At 74.7% G+C, this 23,249-nt stretch carries 5 protein-coding genes; all 5 read right to left on the bottom strand.

Translation table 11 applies throughout. The annotated features are described in order from the left end of the window. Positions 1-3: 3 nt before the first annotated feature. From OG617_RS19610 to OG617_RS19590, 5 genes are read right to left on the bottom strand one after another with little or no spacing between them, the layout of a single operon-like run. Positions 4-219 (bottom strand): MbtH family protein, encoded by a 216-nt coding sequence (locus OG617_RS19610; protein WP_405094518.1) that lies wholly within the window; start codon positions 217-219, stop codon positions 4-6. Further along, a complete protein-coding gene (locus OG617_RS19605; protein WP_405094517.1) occupies positions 206-4,720 on the bottom strand; it encodes a condensation domain-containing protein in 4,515 nt (1,504 codons plus the stop codon). The genes OG617_RS19610 and OG617_RS19605 overlap by 14 nt, the downstream gene beginning before the upstream one ends. Continuing rightward, entirely contained in the window at positions 4,717-11,391 is a 6,675-nt protein-coding gene (locus OG617_RS19600) for an amino acid adenylation domain-containing protein (RefSeq protein ID WP_405094516.1), read from the bottom strand. The genes OG617_RS19605 and OG617_RS19600 overlap by 4 nt, the downstream gene beginning before the upstream one ends. Beyond that, on the bottom strand, positions 11,388-17,789 hold the full coding sequence (locus tag OG617_RS19595) for an AMP-binding protein (RefSeq protein WP_405094515.1): 6,402 nt from the start codon (positions 17,787-17,789) through the stop codon (positions 11,388-11,390). Before OG617_RS19595 ends, OG617_RS19600 begins: the two co-directional genes overlap by 4 nt. Then, on the bottom strand, positions 17,786-23,245 hold the full coding sequence (locus tag OG617_RS19590; RefSeq protein WP_405094514.1) for an SDR family NAD(P)-dependent oxidoreductase: 5,460 nt from the start codon (positions 23,243-23,245) through the stop codon (positions 17,786-17,788). The genes OG617_RS19595 and OG617_RS19590 overlap by 4 nt, the downstream gene beginning before the upstream one ends. Positions 23,246-23,249: the final 4 nt, after the last annotated feature.

Raw genomic sequence — 23,249 nt, 5'->3', positions numbered from 1 at the left:
CGGTCACTGTGGTTCCAGTGCTCGGCGGAGGCTGAGCGGGCGCATGTCCACCCACACCTTCTCGATGTGATCGAGGCACTCCCGGACGCGTCCGGTCACCCCGACCTCGTGCCACCCGTCCGGCACCTCCCGGTCGACCGGCCAGACGGAGTACTGCTCCTCGTGGTTGACCACGACGGCGTAGATGATGGTGTCGTCGTCCTCGTCAAACAGCGCCATGCGTCTTCTCCTCCTCGATGTGGTCAGGCAGGTTCTCCATCTCCTCGCTGAACAGGGCGGCGAGTTTCTCGATGCCGGCCTGGTCGAAGTGCGCGGAGCTGTAGTTGACGGCGAACTGGAACCGGCCGTCCGCGACGCCGGTCTCCACGTCGATCAACTGGTCGCGGCGGGTGGTCGGGTCGGCGATCAGCGACGGCACCGGCACCACGCTCAACCCGTGCCGGTCGGAGCCGTCGACGTCGGCCGACATGGTCCCGGTGTGGTTCAGCGCGATCTGTGGCAGCGGGACGTCAGCCAGCGCCGACCGCGGTTCGGCGTCGCGGAGCAGCCCGAACGACGACACCGGGCGGGGCACCGACTCCACCAGCCGGCGCACCCGCCACCAGGTGTCGGAGAAGGACTCGGTGGGCCGGAACGGCACGGTCGCCGGGTACAGCGCGGTGAACCACCCGACGGCAGCGCTGGTGTCCACCCCACCCAGGGCGGTGTCCCGACCGTGGGTCTCCACGAACAGGTACAGGTCCTCCCCGGACCACCGGCTGTAGGCGCGGGAGAACACGGCCAGGAGGGTGACCAGGACCGGGCTGGCGGTGCCGCCGTCGGCCCGCAGCCGATGCAGCGCGTCGGTGGCCGCCGGGGACACCGCCCCCTCGACGCTCCGGACCCCGGCCAGGGTGTTCTCTCCGCCCGACTCGGTGGTCGGGACCGGCCGGGGAGTGCCGACCGTCGACAGCCAGGCCGACTCCAGCTCCCGCAGGGACCTGGTCTGCTCGGCCGCCGCGAGGGCGTACTCGGGGTAGCCGGCCATCGGCGTGTCCCGGGGCGGTTCACCGGCGGCCAGGGCGGTGTAGTTGCCGAGGAAGTCCTGGATCACCAACCGCCACGAGTAGATGTCCATCACCAGGTGATGCACGGCGAAGTAGAGGGTGGTCTCCTCGTCGTCGAGCACCACCAGGCAGGACCAGAGCGGGCTGGTGGCCAGGTCGTGGCCGGAACGGTGGCCGGCGAGCAGCGACCGGTGCGTGGCCGCCCGATCGTCGGGACGGCCCCGCAGATCCACCACCTGGAGGGTCACCAGCGGGTCGGGTGCCGCCTCGACCCACTGCCGCCATCCGTCGGAGGTGCGCCGGAACCGGGTCCGCAGGGCGCCGTGCCGGCGGGCGACGGCCTCCAGCGCCGCCCGTACGGTGCCCGGGTCGAGGACCTGGGCCAGCCGCATGCCCTGGGCCATGTCGAAGTGGGCCGGGTCGGCGCCGGCGTGGTCCAGGAACAGCCGCTGGATCGGCAGCAACGGGACTTCACCCTCGTGGACCGAGGTCGCCACGGCCGTGTCGGGCTCCCGGGAATCCACGTAGGCGGCCAGTTCGGCCACCGTCTGGTATGCGAACACGTCGCGCGGCTGCAGGTCGATGCCCTGCCCGGCGGCGCGGCCCTTGACCCGCAGCCCGGCGATCGAGTCGCCGCCGAGGTCGAAGAAGTTGTCCCGCACACCGACCAGGTCGACGCCGAGGACCTCCCGCCACACCTCGGCCAGGATCCGCTCCGTCGGGGTGGACGGCTCGACGTGGCCGGTGACGGTGGGACGGCCGTCCACGGTGGCCGGCAGCGCCGCGCGGTCCAGCTTGCCGTTCGCGGTGACCGGCAGGGCGTCGATCTGGGCCAGCATCGGCACCGCGTACGACGGCAGCAGGGCGCGCAGGTGGGCCCGCACCTGTTCGGTGTCCAGGGTCGCGGTCGGGGAGGTCACGAACGCCACCAGGTGTCCGTCGCGCACCGTGACCGCGGCGCCGGCCACGTCGGGGTGGACGAGAAGTGCCGCCTCCACCTCCTGCGGCTCGATCCGGTGCCCGTTGACCGACAGTTGCGCGTCGACCCGGCCGAGCAGGTGCAGCCGTCCCCGCCCGTCAATGGTGCCCAGGTCACCGGTGCGGTACGCCCGCGCGCCGTCGCGGCCGGGGCGGACGTCGGGGACGAACCGCAGGGCGGTGCGGGCCGGATCCCGGTCGTACCCGCGGGCGAGCGTGGGGCCGCTGAGCCACACCTCGCCCCGGGCCCCCACCGGGGCCAGCCTGCCGGCCCCGTCCACGAGGAGCGCGTCCACCCCCGGGTACGTGGCGTCCAGCCAGAGCGTCTCGGCCTGGCCGGCGACGGTGCCGAGGACCGCGTACGCGCTGTCGATGCTGGTCTCGGTGATGCCGTACGCGTTGACCACCCGGGTCCGCGCCCCGGCGACCTCGGCAAGGCGGACGTAGTCGCGGGCGAACCAGGACTCCCCGCCGATCAGGACGGTGCTGAGCTGGTCGAGGCGCTGCCCGGACAGCTCCACCTCGTCCATCAGGGGGCGCAGCAGGCTGGGCGGGATGTCCACGACGTCGACCTGCTCGTCGAGGAGCAGGTCGAGCAGCGCCGCCGGGTCCTCCCCGACCGCCCGGGAGGCCACGACCACCGTCCGGCCGGCGCACAGCGCCCGGAGTATCTCGGCGATCGCCACGTCGAAGGCCGGGTTGGCCAGATGCAGGTGGTTGCGGGTGCGGGCGGCGAACGAGTGGGCCGTCTCCCATCCCGCCACCGCCGCGGCGAGGGCCCCGTGCTCGACGACGACCGGCTTGGATCGCCCGGTGGTCCCCGAGGTGAAGATCGTGTACGCCGCGTCGGTGCGGCCCGCCTCCACCGGCTCGCGGGCGTCGACACCGACACCGTCGACATCGACACCGTCGACATCGGCGTCGGCGACATCGGCGTCGGCGACATCGGCGTCGGCGTCGGCGTCGGCGAGGAGACCGGTCAGGGTCAGCACCGGGGCGTCGGCCGTGACGGCCGGGGCGTCGGTGAGGACCACGGTGGGGGCGACCTGGGCCAGCAGCGCGGTGGTCCGGGCCGCCGGCCAGGCCGGGTCCAGCGGCACGAACTGGCCCCCGGCGAACCACACCGCCAGGGTCGCCGCGACCCGGTCCACGCCACGATCGGCGAGGAGGGCGACCGTCCCGCCGGGGACGACCCCGTGCCGGCGCAGCCGTCCGGCCCCCCGGTCGGCGGCCTGGACCAGCGCCGCGTAACTCACCCGGCGGGGGCCGTCGACCACCGCCACCGCGTCGGGGGACGCCGCCGCCACGGCCCGGAGCACCGCCGGCACCAGCGGCGGCTCCGCGACAGCCGGCGTCCCGCCGGTCAGCGGCGGCGGTGCCGGCACCGCCGTCAGCAGGTCGGACACCCCGGACGCGCTGCCGTCGGCCAGGGTCCGGAGCACCGCGACGAACCCGTCGAGCATCGCCTGGGCCGCCAGAGCCGGGACCTTGGCGTCGTCGTGGAACAGCTCGACCACCGTCTCCGCCCCGCCCGCGACGCTGAGCACGAGCGGGTGGGCGAGTTCCTCCCGGGAGGTGGCCGCGACGATGTCCACCGGGGGACGCCGGTCACCGAACCGGTCGTCGGTGATCAGCGGGTAGTTCTCGACCACCACGATGGTCTCGAAGAGACTCCGGTGTCGGGGCACCTCGGCCACCGACCGGATGTCGCGCAGCGACGCCTCCTCGTACTCCCGGCTGGCCAGGAAACGCCGCTGGAGGTCCTGCAACCAGGTCGCCACCGGCACCCGTCGGGGCACCCGGGCCCGTACCGGGAGGGTGTTGATGAACAGGCCGACCATCGTCTCCGCCCCGGGCACGGCCGCCGGCCGCCCGGAGACGGTGGCGCCGAACAACACGTCGTCGCGGCCGCTGAACCGGGCCAGGACGACCGTCCAGGCGGCCTGGACCAGGGTGTTGAGGGTGACCCGTTCCTGCTTGGCCCGCTGGACGAGCCGGGTCGACTCCACGGCCGGCAGGGTCGCGGCGAGGACCTGGCGGCCCCGGTCGACCGCACCGGGCGCCGGCGCCGGCAGGGGCGTCGGCTCGGTGAACCCCCGCAGTGCCCGCCGCCAGTGCTCCAGCACCTGCACCCGGTCGCGCCCGGCGACCCACCGCAGGTAGTCGCGGTAGTCGGCGGTCGGGAGGAGATCGATCGGGACCCCGGCGCACCGCTGGCCGTACGCGACGAAGACGTCACTGACCACGATCGGGATGGACCAGCCGTCGATCATGATGTGGTGGGAGGTCCACACCATCTCCCACGTGCCGTCGGCGCGTTCGAGAAGCCGCACCCGGTGCAGGGGCGCGCGTTCCAGGTCGAACCCGGCGTCCAGGTCCCGCCGGAGGTGCTCGTCGAGGGCGTCGTCGTCGTGCACGCCGTCGACGACCTCGAGCAGATCGAACGGCTGCCGGTACACGGCCTGCACCGGGGCGGTCAGCCCGGTGTACGCCGCGCAGGCCCGTAGCGCCTGGTGCTTGGTGGCGACCGCGGTCCACGCCGCCCGCAGCGCATCGGTGTCCACCGCCCCGCGCAGGGTGTAGCGGACCTGGCTGAGGTACGCGCGGGCGTCCCCGGCATCGAGGGACTCCAGCAGCATTCCCTCCTGCAGCGGGGTCAGCGGGTAGATCGCCTCGACCATGCTCGGGCCGCTCATTGGGAACGCTCCTCTCCGTTGCTGTTCAGCCGCTCGATCAGGGCGCGGGCGGTCTCCTCGTCGAGACCGGCCAGGCTGATGTCGACGCCGTCGAGCGACGCGGCGGGGTGGGCCGCCCGCTCCGGCTCGCCGGCCTGATCGGTGATCCCGCCGGCGTTCGGCCGCGCCCCGCCACCGGCCCGGGTGGACCGGTCCGCCGGGTCCGCCGGGTCCGACCGGTCCGAGTCGATCGGGGCGTCCGCACCGTCCGCACCGCCCGCACCGTCCGATCCGGCGCGCCCGTCGGCCGGGGCCGGTCCGTCGGCGGATGCCGGCCCGTCAGGCACGGCCGTCGACCCTACGGATCCGGCAACCGTGGTCGCCCCGGCAGCCACCTCCGCCAGGGTCTGCGGGCCGAGCATGTCGGCGACCGCGACCTGGAGCCCCCGCACCTTGGCCCGGGCGACCGTCCGCAACGCGGAGATGGAGTCCCCACCGAGGTCGAGGAAGTTGTCGTGGACGCCGACCCGGTCGGCGCCGAGGACCTCCCGCCACACGTCGGCCAGGGTCCGCTCGGCGGCGCTGGACGCCGGGACGAACGTCGCCGTCGACACGTCCTGGGTGAACACCACGTCCGGCAACCGCCCCCGGTCGACCTTGCCGTTGGCGTTCAACGGCAGGTCGTCGGCACGGACCAGGCGGGGTACCAGGTGACCGGGGAGCAGGTCCCGCAGCCGCCCCCGCAGGGCGGCGAGGTCGACCTCGCCGTGCCGCGGTACGACGAACGCCACGAGTTGGCCGTGCCGTACCGCGACCGCCACCCGGGCGACCTCGGCGAGCCCGGCCAACGCCGCCTCGATCTCCCCCGGTTCGATCCGGTACCCGTTGAGCTTGACCTGGTCGTCGACGCGACCGGCGAAGTGGAGCACCCCGTCCGCCCGCCGGTGGGCCCGGTCCCCGGTGCGGTACATCCGCGCTCCCGGCGGCCCGAACGGGTCGGGGACGAACCGCAGGGCGGTCCGCGCCGGGTCGTCGAGGTAGCCGCGGGCCAGGCCGGCGCCGCCGATGAAGACCTCACCGACCATCTCGTCGGGCACCTGCCGCAGCCCCGCCCCGATGACGTGGGCGGCCTCACCGGGCAGCGCCCGACCGACCGGCACCACCGCCGGGTCGAGGTCGTCCGGGGTCACCGGGTGGACGGTGGACCAGATGGTGGTCTCGGTCGGCCCGTACCAGTTGTGCACCGCCCCGGCCCGGTCCAGCAGCGACCGCCCCAGCCGGGCGGTCAACGCCTCACCGCCGGTCCACGCCTCGATCCCGCGCAGGTCGGCGTCCCCGGCGAGCAGTTCGGTCCAGAGCGAGGGCGTGGCCTGGACCATGGTCACCCCGGCACGACGCACCACCGTGGCGAAGTCGTCCGGGTCGAAGCGCCCGCCCCGGTCGAAGACCACCACCCCGGCGCCGTGGGCCAGCGGGATCAGCAGTTCCGCGACGGAGATGTCGAACGACGCGTTGGTGGCGGCCAGCATCACCGTCCCCGGGCCGTACCGGTCGCCGATCGCGACGTCGAACGCGCTCAGGGCGCCGTGCGGGATCATGACGCCCTTCGGCTCCCCGGTCGACCCGGAGGTGAACATCAGGTACGCCAGCTCCCCCGGGTGCGTGGCGACCGGAGGCCCGGCCAGCGTGGGGTGTGCCGCCAGGTCGTCGATGTCGAGGACCGGGATGTCCGGGTCCAGGCGGGGCCGGGTGGGTGTGGCCGCGACCACGTACCGCAGGGCCGCCCGGTCGCGGATCACCCGCTGGCGGGCCGCCGGCAGGTCGGGGTCGACCGGGACGTACACCGCACCGACGCAGAGGACGGCAAGGATGGTCACCACCAACCGGTGGTCGCGCGGCAGGCAGACCCCCACGGTGTCGCCCCGCCCGACTCCGGCCGCCCGCAGCCCACCGGCGGCCCGCCCGACCGCGTCGGCCAGTTGCCGGTACGTGAGCAGGGCACCACCGGCGTCGCGTACCGCGACCTGGTCCGGCCAGCGGGCCGCCCGGTCGATGACGGTCTCGTGCAGCCCCTGGAGGGGGCCCGGATCCGGTGCCGGGGTGGCGGTCGGGTTGTCCCCCGTCGACCACGCCACGTCGGTCGCCGGCAGGCTCGGGTCGGCGGCCATCGCGGTGAGCACGGTGCGGTAGCAGGAGACCAGGGACTCCACGGCGGCGTCGGTGAAGTGCCGCGGGGAGGCCATCAGAATGAGGGCCAGGTGGTCGCTGTCGTCGGCGGCACTGTGGTCGAACGACACGTACAGGGGGTAGTTGGTGGGGGCCTCCTCCTCCAGGTGCCCCACCCGGCGGACGTCGCCGCCGCTGCTCACCCGCTTCATCGCGTGGAACCGGGTGTAGTTGAACGCGGTCGTCATCAGCTGCTGCCGGCCGAACGCCAGTTCCGTCGCCACTCCCGGGTAGGTACGGAAGCGCAGCAGCCGGCTCTCCTCGGCCAGGCAGGCCCGGGCCAGGTCGGCGAGGGTACGCCCGCCGACGCTGACGGTCAGCGGCAGGGTGTTCAGGTACAGGCCCCGGGTCTGGGTGCTGCCGGCCGTCTCCGGCCGTCCGTTGGTCACCATCCCCAGGGTGACCACGTCCGCGTTGGACAGGACGGACATCACCACCGCGTGCGCCGCCAGCAGCAGGCTCTTCATCGGCAGGCGCAGCCGGATCGTCGCCGCCTCCAGCCCGCGTTGCACCTCGGGGTCGAGCGGCAGCAGGGCCCGCTGCCGGTGTCCGGGCACGCCGCCCTCGGCCCTGGTCGGGATCCGCACCGGCCGGGCCCGGGCGATGACGTCCCGGAACAGCTCGACCGCCGCCGGGTCGGCCAGGGTGCGCCGCTCCCGCCAGACGTGGTCGCCGAACGAGTCCGGCGGCGGGACGAGCCGGGCGATTGGCCGGTTGTCCCGGGCGGCGGCGCACACCCGGTCGTACTCCTCCAGGACCTCGGTGAGGGTGGAGGTGAAGCTCCAGCCGTCCAGGATGGCGTGGCACTCCACCGCGCTGAACCAGAACTCCGTGTCGGAGACGCGGTGGGCGGTGAACCGGACCAGGGGCGGGCGGGTCAGGTCGAACGGCTGGCGGCGCTGCTCGGCCATCCATTCCCGCAGGCCCCGTTGGACCTCGGCGTCGTCCCGGTCCCGCCAGTCGACCACGGGCAGGTCGACGCCGACGTGCCGCCAGACCAGTTGCAGCGGCTCGGAGCAGGTGGCGAGGTCGAATCCGCTGCGCAGCACCGGGTGCCGCTGGACGACCCGGTCGAACGCCTGCCGCAGCAGCGCACCGTCGAAGACGGCGCACCGCACCCGGGTGGTGGTGACGTTCAGGTAGCTGTTCTGTTCCAGTTGGTGAAAGAGCATCCCCTGCTGCAGCAGGGTCAGCGGGTACGCGTCCTCCACCCCGGCGGGCAGCCGGTCGGAGTCGGCGGGGGCGAGCAGGTGCCGGTGGTCCGCCCGGCCGGCCGGGGCTGCCGGCGTGCTCCCGGCCTCCGTCGGCTCCGCCACCGTCGTGCCGGGGACGGCCGCGATCACGTCCCGGATCGACTGGTGGTCGAAGATGTCGGCGACGGTGACCGGCAGTCCCCGGGCGGACATCGCCGTGGCCGCCTGGACCGCCAGGATCGAGTCCCCGCCGAGGGCGAAGAAGTTGTCGGTGACCCGGACGTCGGCGACGCCGAGGAGGTCTTGCCAGACCGCGACCGCCGCCCGTTCCCGGTCGTCGACCGGGTGCCCGCCGTCGGCCGGGCCGGACCGCTGGGGGGCCAGGTCCACGGCCAGGGCCAGCAGGGCCCGCCGGTCGAGCTTGCCGTTGACGGTGCGGGGCAGCCGGTCGAGCCGGTGCACCCGGGGAACCATGTGCTCGGGGAGCCGGACGGCGACGAAGGCACGGATCTGATCCGGGTCGGCCGCCGGGCTGGCCTGCACGAAGCCGATCAACCCGACGCCGGCACGCCCGACCTGGGCGGCGGTCACGGCGGCGTCCGTCACGTCCGGGTGGGCGAGCAGGGCGTGCTCGACCTCGGCGGGTTCGATCCGGAATCCGCGTACCTTGAGCTGCTCGTCGACGCGCCCGAGGTAGTCGAGGTCGCCGTCGGCGCGCTCACGGACCCGGTCGCCGGTGCGGTACATCCGGCCACCGCCACCGGTGATGTCGGGGACGAACCGCAGGGCGGTACGGGCCGGGGAGCCGGCGTACCCGAGGCTCACCCCGGCCCCCGCGACCATGAGTTCCCCGGCGAACCCGACGGGCTGGCGGTTGAGGTCGGCGTCGACCACCACCGTGGCGAGGGTGGGCAGCGGCCGGCCGATCGGGCTCGCGACGCCGACATCGTCGCGGGTGATGTCCCGCCACGTGACGTGCACGGTCGTCTCGGTGATGCCGTACATGTTGACCATTCGAGGGGTCCGGTCCCCGAACCGTTCGAACCATCCCGCCAGGGTGGCCGGCCGCAACGCCTCACCGCCGAACACCACCAGCCTCAGCGAGTCCGGCGTCCCGAGGCCGTCCGTGGTGACCGCCTGGGTCAGCGACCCGAACGCGGTCGGCGTCTGGTTGATGACGGTGACCCGTTCGTCGTGGAGCAGCCGGAGGAAGCGCTGCGGCGTCCGCGCGGTGTCCCGGTCGACCAGGACGACGGTGGCGCCGTCGACCAACGGCGCCCAGATCTCCCACACCGAGAAGTCGAACGCGACCGAGTGGAACACGCTCCACCGGTCGTCGGGGCGCAGGTCGAGCAGGTCCCGCGCCCCGTCGATCAGGGAGCCGAGGTTGGCGTGGGTGACGGCGACGCCCTTCGGGGCGCCGGTCGAACCGGAGGTGTAGATCCGGTACAGCGGGGCGGACCACGGGATCGGCGCCCGCTCCGCGATGTCCGGTCGCGGTGACCGCCGACAGTCGTCGACGTCCACGACCTGCCGGCCGGACGGCACCTCGGGAATGCTCACGTCGGTGAGCACGGTGTCGACGCCCGCCTGGTCGAGGATCTGGCGGATCCGGTCCCGGGGGTGTTCGGCATCCAGCGGGACGTAGGTACGGCCCGCCTTCGCCGCCGCGAGGATGGCGGCGAGCATCCCCGGGGTGCGACCGGTGAGGACGGCGACCGGTGGGGCGTCCGGGCCGGCCGGGCGCAGCCGGGCCGCGATCTGGTCCGCCCAGGCGTCCAGTTCACCGTAGGTGGTCCCATCGGCGACCGCGATCCGGCCGGGGTGGCGGGCGGCGGTCTCCTCGAACCAGCCCACCACGCCCCGGTTCCCTCGTCCGGTCCACCCGGGGGCGGCGGCCGGGCGGCGGTCGTCGAGGCGGACCGCCGACAGGGCGGCCTGCGGTCGGGTCACCACCGCGGTCAGCGCCCGCTGGTAGCTGTCCAGCAGGGAGCGGGCGATGTCGGCGGGGTACACCGCGATGTCGTGCTCCAGCCACAGCCGGGAGCCGGCCCCGACGTCCTCCACCTGCAGGGTCAGGTCGAACTTGGCGGTGCCCAGGTCGACGTCGAGCCGTTCCACCACCAGCCCGGCCACCTGGGTCGCCTCCCGCTCCCGGGTGCGGTGGTGGCTGAACACCGCCCGGACCAGCGTCCGGTCGCCGCCCCGGACCCCTCCGGCGAGGTGATCGGCCACCTCGTCGAACGGGGTGTCCCGGTGGGCGATCGCCTGGATCAGCGCCCGCTGCTCGGCACGCAGCAGGTCGGCGACGGTGGTCGCCGCCCGGGTCGGGTTGCGCAGGCAGACCAGGTTGACGAAGTTGCCCAGCGCCCCGGCGTCCTGCTTCCCGCGGAGACTGACCGGGACACCGACGAGGATGTCGTCGTGGCTGTACAGGGCCCGAAGGACGAGCCGGTACGCGGCGGCGAAGACCGCCGGCCGGGTCACCCCGTACCTCCGGACGAGGGCGTCGATCCCCTCATTCAGGTCGGCGTCGAGGCGGTGGCCGACGCGCCGGCCACGACGGGGACCGGCCGGGCGGGCGCCTGTCGTGGGCGGGTCCACCGGCTCGACCCCGTCCAGGCTGGCCCGCCACCAGGCCGCGCTCTCCGGCGACCGGGTCGCCGGCGGGTGCTGGCGGGGTACGGCCGGCGCGGGGCGCTGCGGAGCGCCCGCGTACCCGGCGAACAGCTCGGTGAGCAGGGTGTCCAGCGCGGCGCCGTCGACCACGATGTGGTGGGCGGTCAGCAGGGCGACGGTACGGGTGCCGTCACCGGCCAGCCGCAACCGCGCCAGCGGGGCGGTACGCAGATCGAACGGCTCCGCCGCCGCGACGGACAACCAGGTGTCCAGGTCCGGTGGGGTCTCGACGACCGGAGCCGGGGGGTGCGCCTCCGGCATCAACTCGGCGTACGCGGTGCCGTCGTTGTCGGCGAACCGGGTACGCAGCGTGGGGTGTCGGGCGACGAGCCCGGCGAACACGGCGGCGAGCCGGCCCGGGTCCAGGTCGCCCCGGATGGCGACGGCGGCGGCGACGATGTACTCGGGGCTGCCCGGGTGCAGCCGGTCGAGGAACCACAGCCCAGCCTCGCTGGGCTGCAATGCCCGCCGAACAGCGCCCGCCCCGGTGCCTGGGGCCCGCTCCGCTACCGCCGACGGGGGCCCGAGCCCGGCGGCAGCCAACCGGCGCTGGAACTCGGCCATCCGCTCCGGATCGTTGAGCTGCAACGTCATTGCGGGCTGCCTCCGAATACCTCCAGCGCGATGCTCGCTGTCAGCCCGGCGCTGTCGCCGGCGATGGCCCGGATCTCGTCCGCCGTCGCCGTGACCGTCCGTACCTCGAACGCCCGCGCGATCGGAAAGTCGATGCTGAAGATGCGCTCGATGGTCTCCACCACGTGCAGGAGCGCGATCGAGTGTCCACCGGCCTCGAAGAAGTCGGTGGTGGCCGACGGGACCGGGACGTGCAGGTTCGCCTGCCACACCGCGGCGACCAGCCGGACGACCGGGTCGTCGTCCGAGGCGGCGGGCCGGCCGGGCTCGGCGGCGTCGCCCCCGAGCCGGGCCAGCAGCGCCTGCCGGTCGACCTTGCCGTTGTCCGACACCGGCAGGGCCGGGACCGGCACGACGACCGGGACTGCCTGCGGGACGAGCCGGGACTCGGCCCAGGACCGCACCTGGACGGCCAGGTCACCGGGTTCGGCGGCCGGATCGCGGGCGACCACGGCGGCGGCCAGTCGCGCCGTCCCGCCCTCGCCGACGAGGACGACCGCCGCCGCCTCCACCCCGGGGTGGGCGGTCAGGCACGCCTGCACCTCCCCCAGCTCGATCCGCACCCCGCGCACCTTCACCTGGTCGTCACGGCGCCCGAGGAAGACCAGCACGCCGTCGGCACGGCGACGAACCCGGTCACCGGTGCGGTACATCCGGACCCCGGTGCCCTCAGGATCGGGCACGAACCGCAGGGCGGTGTCCCGCGGGGCGTCGATGTAGCCCCGGGCGACCAGGGGCCCGGCCACGTACGCCTCGCCCTCGGTGGTCGGGCGGGCGTCGTCGTCCAGGACGTGCAGCCGGCTCGGTGTGAGGGCCACACCGACCAGCGCCGATCCGGGCTCGGCGTCGGCCTGGACACCGGCGCAGATGATCGTCGCCTCGGCCGGGCCGTAGAACACGCTCGGCCGGGCGCCGACCGCGCGCAGCGCGGACAGGAGATCGGCTGACACCGGCTCGCCACCGGTGCCGACGGCGACATCGCGTACGGCGTCGGCGTCCAGGCGGAGCACCTCCTGCCAGAGGCTGGGGGTGGCGAAGGACGCCGTGGGCCAGCCATGTCCCCGGGCGGTTGCGAACGCCCGTACCACCGGGGCCGGGTCGAAGGTGACCGACTCGGTCGGGTAGACGACCGGGCCGCCGCGCAGGGCCGGCCAGCAGAGTTCCAGCACGCTCGCGTCGAAGGTCGGCGCGGCGAGCCCGACCAGGCACCGCGCTCCCGCCCACGGGGCGAAGGCGCCGAAGGCGTCGAGAAACGCGGCGAGCTGGCCGTGTTCCACCACGACGCCCTTCGGCTCCCCGGTCGAACCGGACGTGTGGATGATGTACGCCGCCTCGGACGGCAGCGGACGGTAGCCGGACGCATCGGTGGGACCGGCCCCGACGTGCTCCGACGGGCCGGCGGGGGCGTCGAGCGGCCAGGCGATCCGGGTCAACTGCGCCCCGCCGGTGTCGCCGTCCGTAGCGGGGAGGTCGTCGGCGCCCCGGTCGGCGACCAGCCATCCGGCGGCGGTGACCGAGGCGATCCGGCGCACCCGGTCCACCGGTGGGGTCGGGCCGAGCGGCACGTACACCGCGCCGAGCCGCCACAGCGCGTACGCCACGACCAGCGTGTCCAGCCGGGTCGCCAGCGACACCAGCACCGGCTGGCCACGCTCGACACCCGATGCCCGCAGCCCGGCCGTCACCGCGCTCACCTGCCGGTCCAGCTCCGCGAAGTCGTACACCCGCTCGCCCTGCACGACGGCCGGCCGGCCCGGCTGCCGCGCCACCCGGTCGGCCAACCGGTCGACCACCCCGGTCGCGGCGCCGGCCCACCCGACGTGAGTCTCGACGCCCGGGTCGTCGCCCGGGTCGTCGCCCAGCTCCGCCACCAGCAGGTCCACCAGATCGGCGGCCCGACGCCGGCCGACCTGGCCGGAGTCGAACCGGACGGCCAGGGTGTGCGCCCGACCGTTGGCGGTGACGGTGAGCACCAGCGGTGCCGGCAGGCCGAGCGGGGTCGGCTCGAACCAGTCCACCCGCAGTCCACCCACGGTCGCGGCCTCGTGGCCCTGCTCCCAGCCCACCATCGTCCGGAACGCCGGGACGGCCCGGTCCGGCCGCCGGTCGGCGTGCGCCGTCACCCGGTCGAAGGGCACGAACCGGTACGCGTACGCCGCGGTCAGGCTCTCCTGGACCTGGGCGAGGTGCTCGGCCCGGGTGCCACCGGCCGGCACCGCGCGGACGGCCGCCGTGTTGAGGAACGGTCCCGGGACGTCGGCGCCCGTCGCGTCGCGCAGCGACACCGGTAGCCCGACGGCGAAGCCGGCGGAGCCGCTCCACCGGGCCAGGGCTCGCTGCCAGGCGGCCATCACCACCGAGTACGGGGTGACGCCGTGGCGCCGGGCCACCGCGTCGGCGAGATACGCGTCGACCGGCACCGTGAGCCGCCGGGCCGCCGCGTCCCCCGGGTCCGGGTCGGCGGCCGACAGGTCGAGGTCGACCGTGCCGGCCAGCGCCCGTACGGCGTCGGGCAGCCGGTCGGCCGCCCGCCGGGTCCCCTCCTGCGCCCAGGCGGCGTCCGGGTACTGGATCACCGGGTCCCGCCGGACCGGCTCGCCCCGGCGGGCGCGCTGGTAGTTGTCGAGGAGTTCCCGGACCAGGATGCCGACCGAGTCGCCGTCCACCGCGATGTGGTGCACCGCCAGGTGCAGCACGTGCTCACCGTCGTCGAGCACGGTCAGGTACGGCCGGAACCACGACTCCCGCAGGTCGAACGACCGGCGGATCTCCGCGGCCACGGCCCGGTCGGCGCCGGCCGCGTCCCGGGCGGTCCGGAGGGTGAGGTGACCGGCGAGGACGTCCTCGTCGACGGCGTGCACCTCGGCGCGGACCCCGTCGCCCCACCCGACGATCCAGCTACGGAGCACTCCGTGCCGTTCGAGGAGGGCGACCAGGGCGGCGCGCAGCGCGTCCACGTCGAGCGGGCCGGCCAGACGCAACGGGATCGGCACGACCTGGGCGGCCGGGCCCTGGAGCCGGGCGGCGAACCAGAACCGCTGCTGGGTGGGGGTCAGTGCCGTCCGGTCGCCCGGCTGTGGCCGGCGGGGCGCCGGTGGGCCGTCGCCGGTGTCGTCCGGCCCGACCTCCGGCAGCGCGCCGATCGCCGCGGCCAGCCGGTCCGGCGTCGGATTGGCGAAGACCGTGGCCAGGTCGACGTCGCGGTGGAAGGCCGCGGCGCACCGGGCGGCGAGCTGCGCCGCGCTCAGCGAGTCCCCGCCGCAGGCGAAGAAGTCGCTGTCCGCCTCGACGGTGGTGGCCAGCAGCTCCCCGGCCAGGGCGGCCACCACAGCGGCGGCGCCGCCGACAGACGCGGGCGTGGCGGACGCGGGGGCGGCCGGCGTGGCCGGATCGGTGGTGCGGTCCCGCAGGGCCTGACGGTCGGGTTTTTCCCCGGCGCCCCTGGGCAGGTGGTCCAGGACGTGCACCCGGCGGGGCACGCCGACCTGCGGCAGCCGGCCGGACGCCGCGGTACGCAGCTCGGCCTCGCCGACGGCTCCGCCCGGGCGGAGCACCACCCAACCCACGAAGTGCCGGTCCGGGCCGTCGGTGACCGTGGCCACCGCCTCGGCGACGTCGGGGTGGGCGCGCAACGCGGCCTCGACGTCACCGAGCTCGATCCGGACCCCCCGGACCTTCACCTGGTCGTCGGCGCGGCGCAGGAACTCCAGTCCGCCGCCGGCGGGCGAGTGGCGGACCAGGTCGCCGGTGCGGTACAGCCGTTCCCCCGGTCGCGTCAGGTGCGGGACGAAGGCCAACGCGGTCGCCCGGGGATCGCCGAGGTAGCCGGTGGCGAGCGACCCTCCGGCGAGCAGCTCCCCGACCTCCCCGGGGGCGACCGGGCCCAGTCGGGCGTCGACGACGAGGACCTCGTGGCCGGGTACGGCCGAGCCGATCGACGGGTACGCCGGCACCGCACCGCCCGCGGTGACAGACACCGTGCCGACCGTCGCGGTGATCACCGATTCCGTCGGACCGTACGCGTTGAGCAGGGCGATGTGCTGTGGCGCCGACGCCGCCCACCGGGCGACCGTCTCGGGGGTGAGGACGTCCCCGCCGGCCAGGACGGTGCGCAGGGCGCTGCCGGCGAGGTCCGACCAGGTCGCCTGCGGCGCGTCCGTGAACTGGGCGAACCACGGGGTGGGCAGGTTCGCCACGGTCACCCCGGTCCGCCGGGAGATCCGACCGAAGTGGGCGGGGTCCCACGGCTGCTCGCCGCGCAGGACCAGGGTGGCGCCGGCCAGGAGGGGCACGATGACCTGCTCGATGGCCGCGTCGAAGCCGTGCTCGGCGAACTGGAGGTACCGGTCGTCGGGGCGGACGGCGAGCCGGTCGACCATGCCCCGGGAGTGTCGGAGAAGGACGCCGGTCGCGACGTGGACGCCGCGCGGCACCCCGGTGCTCCCCGAGGTGAAGATCAGGTACCCGGGGGCGGTCGGCAGCTCCGGACCGGGCCGGCCCGGCAGCGGGCGAACCGCCGGCCCGTCGCCGCCCACGTCGGTGATCTCCCAGGTGGCCGCCGCCTGCCGCACGACGGCGGCGCGGCGCGGACCGGGCAGCCGCCGCGACAGCGGCACGTACACCGTGTCGGCGGCCAGGCACGCCAGCAGCCCGATCAGGGCCGGACCGCCCCGCGCGGTGTCCACCACGACCCGGTCGCCGGGTCGCGCCCCGGCCGCCCGCAGCCGCCCGGTGAGGTCGTCGACCGCGTCGCGCAGCTCCTGCCGGGTCAGCGTCGCGGTCTCCCCGTCGACGGCCACGCGCGTCGGGTCGGCCGCCGCGTGCCCGCGCAGGACGTCGAGCAGCTCCGACCCACCGGCCGGGTCGGCGCCCAGCCGTTCGAAGCTGGTCGGCTCCAGGTGGGACGTCCCGGGGCCGGGCTGGTCCGGAGCGGACCGGCCCGTGTCGGGCGGGGCGGGGCACGCGGGGGGCGGGGTCGAGCCGGTCAACTCGGCCAGCTCGGCGTGGAAGGCCCGTGCCAGCCGGGCGATCGTGGCGGGACGGTACAGGGTCGGGTCGAAGACGAGTTTGGTGTGATAGCGCCGGCTGTCGTCGGCGATCTCCAGCACGACCGGCATTTCGGCGGCGCCCGGAGAGGGCAGCCGCGGGACGAGATCCATCAGACGCGGGTCGACGGAGAACTTGTTGAAGCACACGCCCAGGCCGGCGGACGGGCCGGCAGACGGGCCGTAGACGCCCCGTCGGACCCTCTCCAGGGAGGCCTGGGTGGTCCCGAGCGCCCTCGCCATCGCCGCCGCGCAGGCCGCCACCGTGTCCTCGACAGGAGCGTGCGGGTCGACAGTGACCCGGACCAGAGCGGTGTTGACGAACAGCCCCACTATCCGGGCCACGTCCTCGTGGTCGCGCACCGAGACCGGCATGCCCAGGACAAGGTCGGCACGACCGGTCCAGGCCGCCACCACCCGGGCCCACGCGGCGAAGAGCAGCACCGTGTCGGTGGTCCGGCGGGCCTGCGCGGCAGCCCGGACCGCGTCGTGCAGCTCCGCCGGGAGCGCGACGTCGTGCTCGAAGGCGTCCCCCGGCGCACCGACCTGCGGCGACGCGAACCCGCCGGCCGGGGCGGGCCCACCGGCCGGGTCGGGGACGAGGTCAGCCGGGATCCGTACGGGGTAGGGGGCGTCGCCGAGCGCCGCCACCGCCCGGTCGACCTCGGCGCGCAGCGCGGCACGTTGCTCCACCGAGTCGCGCCAGACCGCGTAGTCGGGGTAGTCCATCCGCTCCGACGTGGGCCGGCCCGTGCTCAGCGTCTCCGCCAGGAGGGAAAGGGACTGCCCGTCGCAGGTGAGGTGGTGCACAGAGATCAGCAGACGGCCCTTCCCGTCCGGCAGCCGCAGGTGGGTGAAGCGGATCAGCGGCTCGTGCTCCAGGTCGAACCGGTACCGGGCGGCCTCGGCACGGTGCCGGGCCAGCTCGGCCTGCGCCGCCACCGCCGAGAGGCCGCCCAGATCGACGTACGACACCGGGAAGTCGGCGGCGGGACGCAGCCGGATCGAGGGCACCCCCGCCTCGACCACGACGGCACTGCGCAGGGCGGCGTGCTGGTCGACCAGGGTGCGGCAGGCCGCCGCGATCACGTCCCGGTCCGGCCGGAGCTCGATCTCCGTACTGAGCGTGAAGACCGGCAGCGGGCCGGCCAGCCGGTCGGCGAACCAGAGCCGCCGCTGCGCCTCCGTCATCGGCAGCAGGTCCGGGTACTCGGGAAGCGGCGCCGGCCGCGACGGGGCCGGCGCCATGAATGACCGGCGTCCGGCGAGGATCTGGGCCCGAAGCTCCGCCCGGGTGGGCCGGTCCCCGCTCACGCCCAGCCGTCCCCGGAGCGCGCGGTCTGGTCGACGAGCCGGTCCAACAGGGCGTCGAGCCGGCCGTCCACGAGGACCGCGAGCCGACGCACCGTCGAGTGCTCGAACAGTTCGGCGACGGACAGTTGGATGCCGAACCGCTCCCGGGTCCGCGAGGACAGCTGGACCGCCGTCAACGACGAGCCGCCGAGGACGAGGAACTCGTCGTCGAGGCCGATCGGGGAGATGCCGAGCGCCTGCGCCCACAGTTCGGCGATGGCGCTCTCCACGTCGGTCTCCGGCGGAACGTACCCGCCGAGGTTTTCCGCGCGGGCGGTACCCGCGTTGGCCGTGGTGTCCTGGTGGGTCGTGACCGCGTCGGCGGAGAATGCCTGCATCTCGTCGATCCGATTCTGGAGCGGCCCCACCGAGGTGATCAGTTGTGGCTGGTCCGGCACCGCGATCATCCGGCGGAACAGCTCGATCCCCTGCTCGCTGCTGATCAGCATCAGGGAGTCACCCGACGCCGACGTCGGCCCACCGGCCACCGCCGGTTTGCCCACCGCCGGGTGGGTCGGTGGCGCGTCGGCGGAGGCCGCCCCGGCCGCGGCCTGGGCTCGCAGGATGTAGCTGTCCACCAGCACGCAGACCCGCCCGTCGCGGTCGACGATGACCTCGTCGACCTCGATGAACTCGGGTCGGTCCGGGTCCTGGCGGTGCGTCTGCAGCACCCAGGCCTCGGCCGGGATCGGCGCGTACACCCCCACCCCCGCGTACGAGAACGGCAGGTAGCTCGCCGCCGCGCCCGACAGGCCGTGGGCGGCCTGGTCCAGCAGGGCCGGATGCAACCAGAGCCGAGGGTCGGCGTCATCGGCCACGAGCCGGGCGAGCCCGGTGTCCCCGTCGCGGAAGTACTCCCGGACCACGTCGAAGTACGGGCCGAAGGCCACCATCCCGGAGGACTGCCGGCGGGTGTCGACGGCCGGCAGCGCGGCCCGAACCCGGTCCAGGTCGACCGCCTCGCCGGCCAGCTTGTCGATCGTCCGCAGCACGCCCTGGCAGTGCACCGTCCGCGGGCCCGCCCCGTCCGCACCGACCGTGATCTCGAACGGGGCGCCTTCGGCGGCTCGCCCCGGCGCGAACGACAGGGTCAGGGTGAGCGGGCCGGTGACCACGATCGGGTCGCTGAAGAGGAGGTCCTGGATCCGCACCGGCACCTCGCCCAGGGCGTGGTGGGCTGCTGCACGGACGGACTCCAGGAGCATCGTCGCCGGAACCACCGCCGCACCGGCGATCCGGTGCTCCATGAGGGCCCGGTGCCCGTCCGGGCTGAGCATCCCCTGGTACCGATGGGTGCCGTCCGCCTTCACGGTGACCGACTGCAGGAACGGGTGGTCGAGGGATTCCGTCCGACCGCCCTGGCTGATCGCCCGCAGTGCCTGCACCCCCTGGGATGCGCCCTGGTCGGCCACCATGCCGACCTCGCGCCAGCCGACCCAGTTGATGGAGACGACCCGGGGACGGCCCGGCCGGTCGGCCACCGAGTTCGCGAACGCGTCCATGAACAGGTTCGCCGCAGCGTAGTCACACAGGCCGTACCCGGAGGTGATCGCGATGATGGACGAGCACAGCGCGACGAAGTCGAGTTCCGGGTACTTCTCGGTGGTGAGTTGGTCGTACAGCGCCAGGACCGCGTCGACCTTCGGGCGCAGGACCGTCGCCGCGTTCTGCTCGTCGTGCAGGGCGAGCAACTGCCCACCGGCCAGCCCGGCGGCGTGGACGATGCCGTGCACGGCACCGAACTCCGCCACGGTCTCCCCCAGCACGGCGGCCAGGGCGTCGGGATCGGTGATGTCGGCGGCGACCACCCGTACCTGGGCGCCGAGGCGCTCCATCCGCAGCACCGCCTCGATCCGCAGGCGCACCGTCTCGTCGGTATCCGCCGCCTCGGCCAGCTCCGCCCACCGGGCCCGCTCCGGCAGGCCGGTCCGGCCGACCAGGACCAGCCGGGCCTGTTCCGTCTCGGCCAGCGACTCGGCGATGGTGACGCCGATGCCGCCGAGACCACCGGTGATGAGGTAGACCCCGCCGGGGCGCAGGGCGGACCGGTGGACCGGCCCGTGTCGCAGGGTGGCGTACGACCTGATCGCCCGCCGGTGCCCGCGCACCGCGACCACCTCGTCGGCGGGATGCCGGATCTCGTCGATCAGCCGGGTCGCGAGCACCCGTGCCGGGCCGATCCCGTCCAGGTCGATGTGGCGTACCGTCACCATCGAGGCCTCCCGCGGCAGCGCCCGGAACGGACCCAGTGCGGTCGCGCTGAACGGCACCGACTCCTCACCGGCCACGGAGAACAGCCGGCTGGTGACCACGACCAGTTCCACCGGGTCGCGGACCACGTCGAGCAGGGCGCAAGCCAGGACGGCGGCCCGCCGGTACGACTGGTGCGCCGGGGTCGGGTCGGTGCCGGTCGGGTGCCCCTCCGGGCCCGGCACGTCGTACCCGACGATCACCCGGTCGGGTGCCTGGCCGCTGTCCCACAGCTGCTCGACGACCGTCCGGATCTGGGTCGGGTCCTCCGGGTCCGCCTCGAAGACGCCGAAGTCCTCGATCAGCGCCGGCCCGGCGTCGAGCCGGGTCACGGTGGCGCCGTGGGCGAGGGCCGCGGCGGCGACCTCGGCGGTGAAGGTCGGGTCGGTCCCGAGGACCAGCCAGTGCTCGCCGAAGACCTCCGCGGCCCCGGCGGTACGCGGCGCCTGGGTCCAGACCGGCACGTAGAACGGGGTCTTCAGCGGTTCGTTCGGGATCTGCTCGGTCTCGGCCACCACGGTCCGGGCGGTCGGGTCGGGGTCGACCCAGTGCCGCCGTCGCTCGTACGGGTACCCGGGCAGCTCGACCCGGCGGGGCGCCGGCCCGGTGCGGACGGCGGCCAGGTCGACCGGCACCCCGGCGGCCCACAACGCCCCGGTGGTCGCCAGGACGTGGTCCCGCTCGTCGGTGCCCTCCCGTGCGGTCGGCAGGCTTCCGGCCCACTGCGGGGTCGTGCCCTGCGCGATCGCGGTCTGTCGGGCGAACGAACCGAGCGCGCGTCCCGGGCCGACCTCCAGCAGGAACGGGTTTCCCCGGCGGATCAGCTGGGTGGCCGAGGCCCGGAACCGGACCGGCTGGCGCAGGTGCGTCACCCAGTAGCCAGGCTGGGTGACCTGCTCCGGGTCGGCCCAGTCCCCGGTGACGTTCGACAGGAACGGCACGGTGGGGGCGGCGAGCCGGGTCGCGGCGACCACGGCGGCGAACTCGTCGAGGATCGGCTCCATCATCCGCGAGTGGAAGGCGTGCGAGGTGCGCAGCGGGGTGGCGGTGATCCCGATGTCCTCCAGTTCGGCGGCGAACCGGGCCACCGCCTCCTCGGTGCCGCTGACCACGCACGCCGACGGGGAGTTGTCCGCGGCGATCTCCAGGTCCGGCGGGAGCAGGTCGGCCGCGGCTTCGACGCCGACCGGCAGGGCGAGCATCGCGCCCGGGGCGACGGACTGCATGAGCCGACCCCGGGCGGCCACCACGCGCAGCGCGTCCTCCAGCGAGAAGACCCCGGCGATGGCGGCGGCGGCGAGCTCACCGACGCTGTGCCCGATCAGCGCGGCCGGTACGACTCCCCGGGCCTGCCACAGGGCGGCCAGCGCCCACTCCACGGTGAAGATCGCCGGCTGGGTGACGGCGGTCTGGGCCAGGGCCGCCTGCGCCGCCTCGTCGGTCGGGTCGGCGTGCAGGAGGGTGCGCAGGTCCAGGCCGAGCAGGGGTGCGAGCAGGTCGCTGCAGGCGTCGACCGCTTCCCGGTACGCGGGCTCGGCCGCGTACAGCCCACGTCCCGTCCCGGGGTGTTGGGCGCCCTGTCCGGGCAGGAGGAAGGCGACCTCGCGGTGACCGGTGACCGGGACGGTCGGGTGGGAACCGGCGGCCCGCAGCCGGTCCACGGCCTCCGTCGCCGACCGGGCCGCCACCGCCCGGCGTACCGGGTACGCCGTGCGGCCCTCGTGCAGGGTGAACGCGACGTCGTCGAGGCGGGCGTCGGTGGTCTCCAGGTGCGCCACGAGCCGGTCCGCGACGGTGGCGAGCGCCTCCGGCGTACGGGCGGAGAGGGTGAGCAGGTGCGGCCCGACCGGATCGGGCCGCGGCTCGGGCTCCGGTGCCGGAGCCACCAGGACGTGCGCGTTGGTCCCGCCGATGCCGAACGAGCTGACCGCGGCGACCCGCCGGGCCTGACCGGTCCACGGCTGACGCTCGGTGGCCAGCCGGAACGGGCTGTCGTCCAGCGTGATGGCCGGGTTCACCGGTGCCCAGTTGATCGTCGGCGGGATGATTCCCTCCCGGACCGCCAGGGTCGCCTTGATCAGTCCGGCCACCCCGGCGGCCGCTCCGAGATGTCCGACGTTGCCCTTCACCGATCCCAGCGCGCAGTAGCTGGCCTCGTCGGTGTCCGCCCGGTACGCCTGGGTCAGCGCGTCCACCTCGATCGGGTCGCCGACCACCGTGCCGGTGCCGTGGGCCTCCATCAGCCCGATCGCCTGGGCGGTCAGCCCCGCGCGCTCCAGGGCGGCGCGGACCACCTTTATCTGCCCGTCCACGCCGGGCGCGGCGAACCCGGCACGGAGGCTGCCGTCGTTGCTGATCGCCGAGCCGAGCAGGACGCCGTGGATTAGGTCCCCGGCGGCCTGCGCGTCGGCCAGCCGCTTGAGCACCACCACCGCTCCGCCGTTGGAGAAGATGGTGCCGGAGGCGTCGGCGGAGAACGGGCGGACATGGCCGTCGGCGGAACGAATTCCCCCGGCCTCGTACACGTAGCCCACGTCCAGGGGGAGGTCCACCTGGACACCCCCGGCCACGGCCACGTCGATCTCACCGAGGAGCAGGGCCTGCACCCCGAGGTGCACGGCGACCAGGGAGGTGGAGCAGGCGGTGTACACGGACAGGCTCGGCCCCTGGAAGCCGAGCTTGTACGACACCAGGGGGGCGATGTAGTCGGGGCTGTTGCCGATTCGGATGCTCATCCCGCCGGCCGCGTCGGCCACCGTCGGGTTGGCCTCGATGTAGTCCTCGCGATAGTCGCTGGCCGCGCTGCCCCCGTACACGCCGACCCGGCCGAAGTCGCCCGCCGGGTCGTGCCCGCCCGCGGTCAGGCTGGAGTGGGCCAGCTCCAGGAAGAGCCGGAACTGCGGGTCGGCCAGGGCGGCTTCCCGCGGACTGAGGCCGAAGAAGTCGGCGTCGAACAGGTCGAGGTCGGCGGCGCCGGCGTAGACCCGCCGGTACTCGGGCCGGGTCAGAGTCGACTCCTTGACGCCCCGCAGGCGCGCGACTTCGTCGTCGGTGGCGGCCATCGCCTCGCGGCCGTCGAGGATGTTGCTCCAGAAGGTCTCGACGTTGTCCGCGCCGGGAACCCGGGCGGCCATCCCGACGATCGCAATCTCGCCCTGCTGTGTCATGTCT

The organism is Micromonospora sp. NBC_01412 (assembly GCF_045040215.1).
GTDB classification, from domain to species: domain Bacteria; phylum Actinomycetota; class Actinomycetes; order Mycobacteriales; family Micromonosporaceae; genus Micromonospora; species Micromonospora rubida.
This window is presented reverse-complemented; position numbering and strand designations above follow the sequence as displayed.